The sequence below is a fragment of the Paraglaciecola arctica BSs20135 genome (genome assembly GCF_000314995.1).
GTDB classification, from domain to species: Bacteria; Pseudomonadota; Gammaproteobacteria; order Enterobacterales; family Alteromonadaceae; genus Paraglaciecola; species Paraglaciecola arctica.
The window spans coordinates 95531-109934 of sequence record NZ_BAEO01000018.1 but is presented as its reverse complement, the minus strand read 5'-3'; the positions used below and the strand labels follow the sequence as shown (position 1 = coordinate 109934).

Annotated in this window: 7 protein-coding genes; 2 read left to right on the top strand and 5 right to left on the bottom strand. The window is 39.6% G+C overall.

Going from position 1 to position 14404, the window contains the following annotated elements; all coding sequences use genetic code 11:
• The first annotated feature begins 331 nt into the window (after window positions 1-331).
• Complete coding sequence (locus GARC_RS07625) at window positions 332-1567, top strand: pyridoxal-dependent decarboxylase, exosortase A system-associated (RefSeq protein ID WP_007618519.1); 1236 nt, start codon at window positions 332-334, stop codon at window positions 1565-1567.
• 223 nt (window positions 1568-1790) lie between these two features.
• Here GARC_RS07625 and GARC_RS26710 read toward each other — a convergent pair whose 3' ends face one another.
• From GARC_RS26710 to GARC_RS07615, 3 genes are all read right to left on the bottom strand, one after another.
• Complete coding sequence (locus GARC_RS26710; protein WP_007618517.1) at window positions 1791-1946, bottom strand: hypothetical protein; 156 nt, start codon at window positions 1944-1946, stop codon at window positions 1791-1793.
• A gap of 43 nt (window positions 1947-1989) precedes the next feature.
• Window positions 1990-5799: a polysaccharide lyase domain-containing protein gene (locus GARC_RS25890; RefSeq protein ID WP_007618515.1), complete on the bottom strand. Its 3810-nt coding sequence runs from the start codon at window positions 5797-5799 to the stop codon at window positions 1990-1992.
• A 208-nt stretch (window positions 5800-6007) separates the two neighbouring features.
• Window positions 6008-8113, bottom strand: coding sequence for a PQQ-dependent sugar dehydrogenase (locus GARC_RS07615; protein ID WP_039989064.1), 2106 nt, complete (start codon window positions 8111-8113; stop codon window positions 6008-6010).
• Between the two features lie 431 nt (window positions 8114-8544).
• Here GARC_RS07615 and GARC_RS07610 point away from each other — a divergent pair, with 431 nt between their 5' ends.
• On the top strand, window positions 8545-12765 hold the full coding sequence (locus GARC_RS07610; RefSeq protein WP_007618507.1) for a DNRLRE domain-containing protein: 4221 nt from the start codon (window positions 8545-8547) through the stop codon (window positions 12763-12765).
• A gap of 2 nt (window positions 12766-12767) precedes the next feature.
• Here GARC_RS07610 and GARC_RS07605 read toward each other — a convergent pair whose 3' ends face one another.
• Window positions 12768-13592 (bottom strand): hydrolase 1, exosortase A system-associated, encoded by an 825-nt coding sequence (locus GARC_RS07605; RefSeq protein WP_007618505.1) that lies wholly within the window; start codon window positions 13590-13592, stop codon window positions 12768-12770.
• Window positions 13592-14389 (bottom strand): alpha/beta hydrolase family protein, encoded by a 798-nt coding sequence (locus GARC_RS07600; RefSeq protein ID WP_153810890.1) that lies wholly within the window; start codon window positions 14387-14389, stop codon window positions 13592-13594. Before GARC_RS07600 ends, GARC_RS07605 begins: the two co-directional genes overlap by 1 nt.
• Window positions 14390-14404: the final 15 nt, after the last annotated feature.

The window sequence follows — 14404 nt, the reverse complement described above, 5'->3', positions numbered from 1 at the left end:
GTTTTTACAAGATAAAGTAACCACAGAGGCGCAGAGTGCACAGAGTGCACAGAGAATCTTTGTTGTATAAAACATTGATTTTATCATTTTCTCTGCGACCTCTGTGTCTCTGCGGTGAATATACGTTTTTACAAGATAAAGTAACCACAGAGGCGCAGAGTGCACAGAGAATCTTTGTTGTATAAAACATTGATTTTATCATTTTCTCTGCGACCTCCGTGTCTCTGTGGTAATAATAAGTTTTTATTTAGTGGTTGTAGTGAATATTGATAATAAGATTTGCACTGTGATATCAGTGGTGAATATAGATTTTAATTAGTTGAGAGAAAACATGAGTAAAATACCTCCAGTACATGCTGAGATGAACCAGTTTCCGGTAAGCGAAGGTCAACTTCAGATCGGCGGGTACTCACTCGACAAGATTGCCGATATGCTAGACAAACAAGTTTACTATGCTTATGACAAAGCAGTAGTGAAGGCTCAAATTGATATTTTTCATCGCCATATTCCTTCAAACATCAAGCTGCACTACGCTATTAAGGCCAACCCTTATCTGCCATTGATTAATGCAATGCGCCCTTGGGTAGAAGGCTTCGATGTGGCCTCTCAGAAAGAAATGTTACTGGCCATCCAATCTGGCATGCCCAGTCGCGACATTAGTTTTGCAGGTCCAGCCAAACAAATATCTGAAATCCGCGCAGCCATAGTTTCGGGTATCACCTTGCATGTCGAGTCTGAACTGGAATTTGAACGAGCCATTAATATAGGCAAAGAACTGAACACTAAACCTATTATTGCTTTTCGGGTGAATCCCGCTTTTGAATTAAAAGCATCAGGCATGAAGATGGGCGGCGGCCCCAAACAGTTTGGCATAGATGAAGAACGTCTTTTTGAAATATTACCTGAGTTAGATTACCAGCAATTTGAATTTCGAGGCTTTCACATTTTCTGGGGTTCACAAAACCTTAAACAAGAAGCCATAATCGACGCTCACAATAATACCTTTGCTTTAGCCCAGAAACTGGTGGACATAACCCCTACTCCAACTGTCACCTTAAATCTCGGTGGCGGTATGGGTATCCCCTATTTCCCCGGTGAAAAGCGATTAGATTTGGCGCCTATAGGTGAGAATCTTAAACAATTACTTGCGCAATATCCCAAATTGGCCAAACTCGAATTAATCTTCGAATTAGGCCGGTTTTTAGTAGCTGAGGCAGGAATATATGCCTCTCGCATCACAGATATTAAGGTATCCCGTGGCCACACATATTTGATGACCAACGGCGGTTTACATCACCACTTATCCAATTCAGGCAACTTTGGCCAAGTCATTCGCAAAAACTATCCCGTCGCTATCGGCAATAAAATGGGAGCAGAAGCGTCAGATGAAAAAGTCACTGCAGTTGGGCCTTTATGCACCCCTCTCGATACACTGGCAGACAAAATGCAACTACCACAAGCCGAATTGAACGATTGGCTCGTAGTATTCCAATCTGGTGCCTACGGCCCTACGGCTAGCCCCCAAGATTTTTTAGGGCATCCCCATGTAAGCGAGATATTGCTTTAAATAAGTGACTTATTTACTCGAGCTAGAGTGATTCTCGAGTAGTAAAAACATCTATTTAAGTTGGTTCTTGCACAGTAAATACGTTTGTATTTATATGGAACCATGGTTGGGGTGGGAGCAGCTTCGGTCCCGCTCTGCTTCAATCCCAACCTATTCAACCGGAATTCAGATTATTTAACAAAGTGAAATAAGCGTCTTTTGAAGATTTCACACCGTTTTTATCTTATGATAAAATCCTATCAATGTTTTCAATATTTAACTTTCTTCCGAACTGCTTTTGTTGTTGTGGAGAAAACATATCCGTTAGCATCAATTCTCCTAACGATGCATTATAATGAGAGGGCTCCCAATACCACTGCACCTTCTGATGGTTATCCATCAAATTTGCCTCTTTTAGGCTGTAGCGATTCAATCCTCAAAAATTACAGTTCTGTGATCAGCAATTTAATACTTGAATGACAGTGAGTAGAAGCCAATGTCTCAAATGGCCCTATATTAGGTACATTTTTACTATGCGCATTTCCACAAAAACCAATACCTAAAGCATTATTTCCCTCGCCTTGTAATTCAACTCTTCCCGCTTGTTTTACAGTAAAATCACCTTTTTCTGGATCAGAAAAAATAGTTTCTACAGTAGAGTCCAAGGCCAGTGACGTTAAAAAGTCAGAGACATTATTACTTTCGATAACGGTAGCATTATCTCGCTTGTTAATTCGACCATCCAAAATATTATTCTTAATAATGGCTGACGACTCTTTATAACGAACATCTATGCCGCGTGTTCGATAAAACAAGTTATTGAATACGGTAATATGCTTACTTTTATTAATATATAACCCTACATCAGAGCAATTCATCACAATGTTATTTCTAAATAAGCTATCACTTTGTTCACTTTGACATTGTTTATCGCGACAATATTTTGCCTGGGTGCCTCCCCCACCAAAAGAAGCGCCAATATTAACTCCACCACTATTACGCCATTGGCAATCGATCAAATTGTTTTCAATAACATTACTCTCACCACCACCTTTAAAAAACATACCATAACTAATATTATCGCCCGCACCTTTTGCAAAATCCGCGATGAAGTTACCGGATACATTCCAATTACTTACAGCAACCAAGTCTAATACTGTAACGGGATTGCCCGTTTCTCTAGGCGTTACGTTATAAAAGGCGTTTGATGTAATATTTCCGTAATCTGGAAATTGGCTTTCAGTCTGATTTGCTTTAATCGCGGCGTTAAAATTAGTAACAATATTATTTTCAAAACTAAAGTGACTTGCCCCACCAACAACATGTACGGCATGCTCACATTGCGAATCGACTTTACATACACCATTAATAATTAAATTATTTATCTGCCAATAAGGTCCTGAAACTTTAAAACCTTCTAGTAAGTTAAATGCTAAAGTAACTTCGCCTAATACAGAAGAGCGGATAATTATAGGTAAATCAGGTCGCCCTTTAGCCGTTATATTAATAGCCCTACCAGAAAACACATAGTTACCTGGCATTAACTCAATAATATCTCCGGCCGAGGCCTTAGTAACCGCTTTCAAAAACTCACTTTCACTAATGACTCGATGCAAGCGTTTTTTATCAAGTGATTCCCATTCACTCTGATATTGTTTTTCACCAAAATCATTTGGACCAATGGTTTGCCCTCGCCAAAAATCATACGCAGGAAGGGCTTTTTGCAATACGCTAAATTTGGCATCATTAGTTGAGGTTTGATCTGATTGTCCCGCGTCTACTGCAGATATGTTTGTCAATACATTAGCTTTAATAAGTGAGATAGCTGATTGTTGAAAATAATATCGCACGCTAAATATACCTATTATCAACACAGTAATTAAAACAGCGGTAACACCGAGAATAATTTTGGTGTTTTTAGGATTTAATTGATCCCGTATTTTAGCATTAGTCAGTAAGTAAGTTGCAAAGGCCAAGGTAAAAAAATAGGTACTAACTCTAGACGAATCAAACGGATCGCCAAATAACCCAAAGGGTAACATCCCAGCTAATAAGCTTATAAAAGTAATTTTTAAGACATTTAAATGCGGATTATTCTGTTCGAGTAACATGGCTTTACAAAACATAAACGCCAATAATATAAAGCCAACAATGCCAAATTGATAAAAAACACTCAGATAAATATTTTTAATATGCCAAGGTAAATGTTTAAAATCGTTGTAAAAGTACCAATAATCCACACCTTGATTAAAGTCAGTATTTTGTAATAACTCACTACTGTTCATGTCATAGTTAACATCAGCGAACTCAGCTGTTTTTAACGAAATTTGCTTAACGCTTACATTGCCATGTTTTGAAAAGTTTTTAATATATAAGGTCGTTGGCCAACGTAAAAACGCCATCGATTTACTACCAACATTTTTTGAGTTAAGTTCAAAACGATAGGAATTATATTCCTCATCTATATTTAAAGCATGGGCAACACAGTTAGCATTAAAATTACTGGCAAATATCAAGTTTCGTTCACACAAGAAAAAACCAATTCGCCCCTTAGTATTGGTGTCTGGTTCAGTACTTTGCTCAGCTTGCCCTTCAAAACTAATGACATACTCAGTATTAGGCAAAATATCTACACGTTGGCCAAAAGCTAAATCGTCACCACGGCCTAAAACCAAGCTATCTTGGCGAACAATAAATCCACCAACATCTTTTACTTTATCAGGATAATTAAGAGCATAGTTAAGCGGAAAGCTACCAACACCATTGCCAAAGAGCACTGTTAAAACACCATTATCTGATGAGTTAACAACATCACTCCAATGCTCGAAACGTGTTGATAAATCGGCAGATATATTGTTAACTCGGGCATTTATTTGATAACCACCAGCAACCGCACTCAATAAAACCGAGCTAATAATAACGCCGACTGCATGATAAAATTTGCTAGATATCAGCAAAGACTGATTGTAAATATAAAATCGATAACTCAGCACAGTGGTAACTATAATACCGACAATAATACTAATGTTGCCAATAGTACTTGAGGTAATCCATTTACTTTCACCTGCTTGCTGTAGCGATAGCAAAATACCCAAAAGGGTAATAAGCGCAAACACAACTTGTACGATAACTTTATTTATACCTATGCGTGTCGACAATAAACAGATTGCTATAGCAGCAAATAAAACACCACAGTAAATAACTAAGCCGGCATAACCCGCATTTTTAAATAGCACAAAACTAAAAACAATTAATAACGCCGTCATTAAATGATCACTTAATGCGTATTTTTTTTGATTTTGCTTTTTAACAATAACGAAGGTATACAATAAGACAAAACAACCAATACTTAATGCCGTCGCAAAATAGGTCGTGCGTGTAAAGCCCACCAAAACACAATAACAAACAGCCATTAAGGCACAAACAGACAATAGCCGTAGACTGTGTTTTTTAAACCAAAAAAAACCTAATAAATTAAGTGGTATCAAGGTTAAAATAATACCGTCGTATGCTTCGCCACCTGTATGCATATCCGAGACAAGTGCAGTAACACGGTAAGAAGATGTAAAGTCTAAAAACGAATTGGCCAGCGCCCACCAATTTGTAGCGTTAAACACTTGAAAAAGCGTACCACGTTCCCATAACACCAGCGTAAACAAACCGAATGACGCAAAGCAACTCCCTAACGCTAAATGGCTAATTACTGTATTGGAATTTTGATTAAATTGACGAGTCAATAATATTGCAAGAATAAAACCATAAATAATCCCTTTGCCAACTTTCACATGATAAGCATCAAAATAATAAGGATTAGCAAATAACGGCTGCGATAACAGAGAAATTAAAGAAGTAAAATTAAAATGAATGACAACAAGTGCCAAAAGCAATAGCGGTAGGCTATATTTTTTATAACTTACACTAAGCTGAGTTTCTGGGCTTGAACGGTTTAAAGGATTGCAAAAATTTGAACGTCTCAAAAAGCCTATAGCAATAACACTTAATACTAGCCAATCAAATTCGTTAAAAACAAACCGACCTGTCCACGACGACAAATCTACCAGCACAATAATGCTAGGTAAAATAAGCAACCATGCCGTTGGTACAAAGTAACAACTAATAATCACTAAACCAACTAGGGCAACAATTAATAACTGAAAACTTGGAAAAGCGCTAACACCTAACAGCATGAGTAAGAGTGCAATGCCCCCTACACTGTAATTAATCCATCGATTAGTTTTCGAGTTATAGTCCATTAACACACCTTATTAGACGAACTTTTTTAAGTAATAAACGTCAGTTGCAAATTGTTTAATAATATTAAGCGGAATCTTCACTTTCAACTGAGTCGTTGATAAAAGCTCAGGTTTCTTTATTTAAAGATAAAACAGCAACACCGCTCCAGGTACATTTAGATAATTTAATAGTTACCTGTCAATACACCGGAGCAAAGTCGCAACCTCATTAATGATGATGGTGTTTTTCTGGCAAGCTCTGCAAATAAATTGCCAGATGTTCTATTTCCTCATCTTTTAAAAAGCCTCCCCATGGTGGCATCATTGGGCTCAATCCATGTTGCGCACCACCATCCCGGATAACACTCACCAATACGTCTTTGGATTTACCATTGTGGAACATAGGAGAAGTCAGGTCAGGCATTGGGACACCTAACATTGATGAGTCCGGACCATCACCTTTACCCACTGCACCATGACAACGAGCGCAATTTACCGCAAATAAAGGAGCGGTTATGGTTTCATCGTAATTTTTAGGAACTTTGCTACCTTCATCTTCGACAATATCAGCATCGGCATCTTGGGCTTTAACCAACAAAAGTACTTCTCCACCATGTTCGCTAGCCGTCCCTAATGTAGTGAAAACCAAGCCACCACCTTGCAGTTGCTTGACAGAGCTAACGCCTCGTTGTGCATACTGGTTGGCTCGTGCAATAGTATTAACATTTTCTACCTTATTTTCATCAGTAGGCATTGCAAATACTTTTGATGAGTAATTATCAGCAAAAATATACAGGCCTTTCAAGGAGGGATATTTATCCCCTCGAGCTACCACACCACCAATTATTGCCCGATCATAAGCTGAATGTTGGTAAGTATAAATAGGAGGATGCTCAGTTAAACCAAGCGCCTCCCAGCCGCTCTTTCCTGTAGTTGTATAACCTTCAATTACCGGAAACTGGTAATGGCCGCCTTTTTCAATTTTATTAACCTCTTCCCATATTGTTGAGCCAACGTCACCAACCCATAACTGCTCGGTGACAGGATCAAAATTAAACCGAAAAGGATTACGCAGACCAAGTGCCCAATATTCGTTGCGAATATCGTCTCTGCCTATAAATGGGTTATCAGAAGGTACTCGGTAATTTCCTAATTCCCCATACTTAAATGGTTGAGGAGGCAATGAATCATTGGTTTCATTTAATACATCAATACGAATGATGCCTGAGCGCAATACTTCCGATGACAATTCCTGCCCCTTAGGATGCACACCTTCACCAAGCCCAACATATAACATACGATCGGGGCCAAATTCCACTGAACCACCATTATGGAATCCATCATCTTCACGTTGCATTGAAATGATTAATGTTTCTGACTTGTTTCTTTCTTCTAAAGTAGCTAATTCGATATTAAAACGGACTAATTGATTTAGCTGTCCATTTGCAGGGCGAGTATCTGTGTAGTAAATATATACATATGGTTGAACTGGAAAATCAGGATGAAATGCCAGACCAACAGCCCCGTTTTCCATTTCTATTTCATCCATTTTATCTGAAAAATCCAGAATTACATCTGCTTCATTATCTTCAGGATAAGACACTTTCATTACTCGGCCGGTTCTTTCCAGCACATAAAGAGCATCGAGTTGACCTGCGGATTGAGTAACTAAAACCGGCTGGGCAAACTTAATCCCCGGATATAGGTTTTTTAAACCCCACTCCGATTCAGGCTCTGGATTAAACCAGATGCGGATTTGGGTAATTTGGTTGGCGATATCACGATCTGACGTAAAAGCTTTACCTAATACTAATGGAGTTAGAAAAAATAGTAAGGTGAAAACCCCAGCGAAAGTTACCGTTTTCTTCAGCAATGAAAAGATAGCAATTTTCAAACTCACCATAACAGACTGTTTCTGCCAGCTAAAAGCCAAAATAAGATACAAGAATAGATAAAATAATGTCGATAAAACGCCAATGATGGCAACAAATTGTGGATCATAGTTAATTGTCGTTGCCAAAAAAACATACAAAGAAGCAACGGTATAAGCATTTAAAAAACCAAAATACTCATTTGCAAAGCGCTTTCCATTAATAAAAAAGCCCGATTTATTAATAATATGGGATAGTAGAATTTGTAAGATAAAAACAACTGCGAAAATACTGATCATCTGTACCATATCTGCGTGACCGACATGGATGTCCGGTAAATGCACAAGGGTATCTGGGATGATTTTGTAGTGTCGGCTAAGATGAAAACCTACAATGCAGGCAATAATGTTAGCAATTGCCAACATTATTCCGCTAATCCACGTTTGTTTAGATGATATTTTCAAGCCTTTCCCCTTGTTTTGTATGGTGATTTTTCCATAGACAGTATATTGCCATTGTTTTGGTGGAAGTTCAGCAAAAAACAGAATCTGGAAGGTTATTTGAATATAAATAGTGATATATTAAGCGGCCAGTGGATTTGAATAAACCATGATCCGCAGTTACATTTTTATACTGCAATACATGGTACTTGATTACTAGGTCAAAGATGAGTCGCTCAGGATTTATCCTTGATAAATCCTGAGCGACAACATTGCATTTCATACGCAAGTATTTATAGGCTAAGTATCCAATATTGTGCTGAGTTATTAAACTGCGTACCTGTAATCTCGCTACTGTGTATTATAATTGGCGCTCACTTTCAAAGACCGGAGTTAATTAAATCATGCCCACCTGTAGTTCAATCAAATATATCTTAAGATTTGCAGTCTTAGGTATGTTTAGTTTCAATAGTTTAGCGCAAGAAACTGATAATGTTGGCTGGTCTGAGTTAGCAAACACTAAACTTCAAACGGTTTGTCCTGAAAACAACTTTAATGGGTATGACTATAATTTTAATGATAAATGCTCCTATGTCATAAAAGCATGGAACAGTGGAGCACTGGATAAGGTAAAACAGCACCTTTATATCTGGGGAGGCGGGCATCATGATTATTACGGTAATGAACTCTATAGAATTAACTTGCAGAATCAAACGATTCTTCGGATAACCGACCCCGGTTTACCTGCAGATCCAAATGCAATACCAGCTCAAAGCGAGTTAGCGCCTTTTGATGGTAGCCAACCCAATAGCCGACATACTTATGGTGGAATGGCATTTATTGACCATGCCAATAAAATTTGGGCATTGTCCGGTGCCCTAGCGGGCAGGCTGTCAAATTCTGATCAGAATACCTGGATTTTCGATCCACAAACTAACCGTTGGAAAATTGACCAGTCAACTGGTGATATCCCACAGAACGTATATGGAATAGTATCCGCCTATCATACTGGGAATGGCAAAATTTATTTGCATGACAGAGCCGCATTGTTTTCTTATAACTACGATGATAACGGTGGAAAATATGTAAAACTAAAGGGGAGCAGTTCTATTGGAGGTGGGGCAAATGCCGCCATTGATCCTATCAACAATACGATGCTAGTCATTGGTGGTGGCCACAATGTAATGTACGAACTTGATGAAGATCGAGGGTATCCACGCATTGAATTACCGACTACCTTGGATGGCAAATATATAACAGGCATAAATGCGCCAGGATTAACATTTGATTCCCGCACTCAACGTTACTACGCCTGGTCCGGGGATGGTCGTGTCTACTATATGGATGAGGAGAGAGAATGGCATAGTCTTGCTATTCAAGGTGACCCAGGGCCACAAATTGCTGCTGGTACATTTGGGCGTTTTGTCTATAACCCTGCGACAGACAGCTTTTTTCTAGTCAATAGCATGCAAGAAAATGTATATCAACTTAAAATACCGACGGGAGGCGACAACCAAGCACCCAGTATTGTAAGTAGCATCCAAATAGAACATCCCTATCCAGGTAAAGCAAAAATCACTTGGAATGCCAGTAGTGATAATTTTGGTGTTGATGGGTATGAAGTTTATATCAATGGCGTGCTATACAAAAAAACACGCAACCCCGAATTAAAAATACCATCTCTTAACCAAGGGGCTGAATATACGATTTCAATAAAGGCATTTGATTCCTTTGGTAATATCAGCCCAATGGGGCCTGTTACCACGTTTGAAATTCCGGTGATCGCAGCTCTAAATAATTTAGGCGATTGTGAAATAGAAAGTCAGTTGTCTGATCGTGACGATGTAGTATTTTGTGAAGGTTGGGAATCGGATACTTGGTACAAAGATCATGAATATTTGCAAGATCCCATTGTTAATGACCCTAGATTAGCCAAAGATAGTCGAGTTAAGAACACCAAAGTTATCAACACGGGTTGTGTATCCGGCAAGTGTCTACAAGTAAATATGAATGAAGGTGAAACTAGTGGTCTTAGCCTCTACTGGCCTTTGTTAAATGCCAATCAAGCTCCAGATAACCTGTATTTACGTTATTACATTAAAATCGGCGATGATTGGACACCTGAAATGTGTAGCTCCGAAGGTGAAGTTAAAGGCGCTGGGGGTAAATTTCCCGGTATTGCCGATTTTCGGACTTGGGCGGATCCTGTGGGACAATGCGGTAATGGTGGTGCTCGGGCTGATGGGGAAAACTGTTGGTCCGCGCGAGCTATCTATTCTGCATGCGAAAGAGATGTTTGTGATAGCAAACCTAATGCGATAACCCGTTTTGGTTCATATATTTATCATACCAATCAACATGATTATACCGGTGATGCCGCATTTTGGGATCAAAATGATCTGGGACAAAGCGGTAAACGTAACGGTAGCTGTGAGAGTGACCCTAGCAATATGGATTGTGGTATGGGAGAAGAAGGTATCTTTGAACCAGGCGTATGGTATCAAGTCGAAATGCAGATCCAAATGAACAGTGAAGGTGAAGATGACGGCATTGTTCGTGGTTGGGTCAATGGCAAACTATCTTTTCAAAAAAATAATATGAATTTCCGTTTGCCAGGCCATGACTTTTTGCATAATCGTTTGGTTTGGTTAGGTCTATACAAAGGTGGTGTATACGGAAACTGCAATGACGGCAAGGTTTATCTCGATCAGATGGTAGTGAGCACCGAGGCCCCCGTAGGAGGCATGACAAATACTACAGTATTGCCACCTGATATTAATCTGGAAGTCAGTCAAACAACAGTTAATAGTGGAGAGTCGATTGACATTGATTGGCAAACTCAAAATGCTGATACTTGTACAGCAAGTGGCTTATGGCAAGGTAGTTTATCTCTCAGTGGACAGGCAAGGGTACAAATCGACAATGCAGGTAATGTGCGGATGGATTGCACTGGCCAAGGCGGCTCTGTTGCCAGACAAATTGCGATAAAACTTCCAACAACTGACGAAATCCCCACTCATCTACCAGATACAGTTGTACAAAAGACTGCGCCTAAAGCGCCTGAATTAATTTCCTCTTCAAGTCAAAGTATTGAATTGAAATTACCTGAAATAGATACGCCAGGATTGGCTGGATACCGAATATTCCTTAATAATCAGCCACTGACTTACACAGATAGAGCTTATTATACCTTGCCTTTAACCATTGCTGTTGATCAGTACGTGTTTGCTATTGCCGGTGTATATACAGACGAATTTATATCACCTATATCTCCCCCTTTGGTTGTCAACATAAAAATTGGAACAGTGAAACAAACCGAATACAGTTTACCTCCTGTTGCTGACAGCATGCTGAATAGCTCAACTTATCGTAATTTTGGCGATGCTGAAGATATGCAAACTAGCCAAATCTCTAATGGCATTATTCGCTTCGCCTTTGATCGGATCCCAGAAGGATATGAGATTGAAAAAGCCATTTTGCAGGTGACTACAGTAGCTGAATACGGTAATGGAAATCTGAATGTCTATGCTATTAGCAAACCTTGGTTTGAAGACAGTGTGACCCGTGACTTTGTTGACAATAAATCAAACGCGTATTGGGATAATCAGAATGGTGATTGGTTGGACAAAAGTTTAACTATTCAAGGGCAACAACCTTTTGCTCAGGTATATATTGAAGATGATGATATCGCTTCAGCTGTAGAATTAGATATTACCAGTTTGGTACATCGTTGGATTAACGGGTTATCGCCTAACAACGGATTAGTTCTAACGTCTGATGGAGCAATATTTACAATAGCCACCAAAGAGTCACTGGACGGGTCACAGAGTCCAAAATTGAAAGTGACACTAGTCAAAAGCACTAAGCCTACCGGGCTAGAGGCACAGTTGAATTACTACAACAGCGTTGAACTTAGTTGGAATTACGATGGTCTTGATTTGGATGTCTTTGAAGTTTATTTAAATGGATCAAAAATTGCTGAAACAAAAAATAGCTTCTTTTTACATACATCACCCAGCTTAGGAGTAATAAATAAATATCGCGTTGCAGCAAGACGAGTCGAGAAAGGTTTAACGCCATTGTCTGATGAAGTTGAGCTAGGCATACCGGCTCCCTCTGATGATGCATCAACTGCATATGTAGCGCTGTATTCTACGGCAGATGTGGAGCTAAATCGCTCAACCTATAAAAACCAGGGTGGAACTCAGGATCTTGAAGTGTCTACCAATAGTAATGTGATCATACACTTCCCTGTGCAACAACTTGCTCAAGGCATAGAAATTGAAAAAGCCGAACTTGAACTTATGACGGTTGCTGAATATGGCAACATCAATATTAATATATATGCTGTAGGCAAGTCTTGGGGAGAATATACCGCAACACGGGATTATGCTGAGACTAATATAAATAAGTTGTGGGTTGAGCAACTAGGAGATTGGATCGGGATTGACGGTAATTTCATGAGTGAGAAACCGTTTAGCGAAACAATATTATACGATGACAATACCGCCGGGACGGTTACCATAGATATCACTTCATTAGTAAATAATTGGTATCACAATGAAATACAAAACTATGGCTTAATAATTCAAGGAACCGATGGCGCTGTGAAATTTGCAAGCAAGGAATCTATCGAACAGTCGGTAATTCCGGTATTGAAAATTTATTTCAAATAGATTTATTGATTCTCCATAAGAAATTGCAGCGTAATCTGCTCAACTTTTTGCTTGAAACCTTGGGAAGAGAAAGTATGGTCGGCATCCACTAACTTGTGTGCCTGCCAGTTATTTTTAACTATGCCTTGCCACTTTTTGTTTGCGTTGGTCTGTTCACTGAATTCCCTGGCCGTTAAATCATTTCCACTTAATATCAGGCACACCGGGCCACTAAACTGCTGTGCACCAGATAACATCCCCTGCTGATAGCTTTGGTCGCCCTGCTCATCTTTTTGCATGCTGCTTGATACCATGCCCTTGGCTTCTTTTAGGCTGCCACCGACATTGACTTTACCCCTTAGCAGTTTTTGCCAAAAAGCTTTAGATAGTAATCGCTGCAGATAATAAAATTTAACCATGGTCTTTGCCATAGCCTGTTCGTTGCGTAACCAGGGGTTAAGTAATACTAAACCAGCAATACGTGAGTCTTGATGGGCGTATAACAATGCGGCTGATGCGGCATCACATAGGCCCCAAATAACCACTTTAGACACATTAGGGCATTGTGATATTAAACAATCTGTAGCAGCTTTAATATCATCGTCCAATTGTTCGAATGGCTGCTTTGCTCCGGTTGCGTCCCCCATCCCCCTAACATCAAAACGGAAACTAATAATATTTTGTGTGGCTAAAAAACGGGATAATTGCAAAAACTGGCGATGACTTCCTACTCTATACTGTGGGCCACCCACTACAATCAGTACAGCTGTAGATAAGGCTGATTCAGGGCGATGCAAAATCCCCAGTGTTGATTGTTGATTGATGTTGAAACTAATGGCGGATTCCATCAAATAATCTCCAATTGTTTTAATCCAGCCAAGCTGAGTGGATATAACTCGGGCAAATCAAATACTTCAGGAATTTGCCAGAAAGCCGGAGTGTTTATACACTGCAATTGGCAACTTTCAGACGACCAATTGTCAATATAACGAGCCACCGCTGGTGTGGCCGATTTAGCCGCCAACTCAATCCAGACCAAGGGAGTAATTGGCTGAAAATCAGCAGTCACTTTTAATGCTTCAATCGATTCTAACAGCTTGGCCGTTAGCGGATAACCCGCCACTTCAACAGTATTTCCAGCAAGAATATGTTCGCGCCAATTGGTTTTTTCGGCACTGTTTGTCATCATATTACTGGCTTGTTTTATTCTTAAAAACTGGCTGGCAAACTGTTTGCCATTCATAACGGGTTTCCAGTGTAATTGCGCCACTATGGGTAGTTGAGCTGCCAGCGTTTGCTGGTGAGTCAATGCCAATAAAGAACCGAATCGAATTCCCCATACAATAATTTGTTTCACCCCTTGCGCCATCATCCATTGACCTGCACAAACAATATCTTGTAACCAATCATCACAGGTTACTTGATCAAACTCGGCTTCGCTATCACCTGTACCTGCATAATCCGAACTCACAGTAGCAATACCCTGTGCGGCAAAATAGTGTGCCTGTTTAGCCACCACTGCCCGAGCGAGGTTCATTTCTTCAGTAATCGAGGGTAAGCATAAAATGGCGGTATCGGTTAATTGACCATATTGAGTCAGTAAAATATTACCTTTAGATGCAGGAATGAAATGGCCGGTTACCACTAACATTTTCCTAGC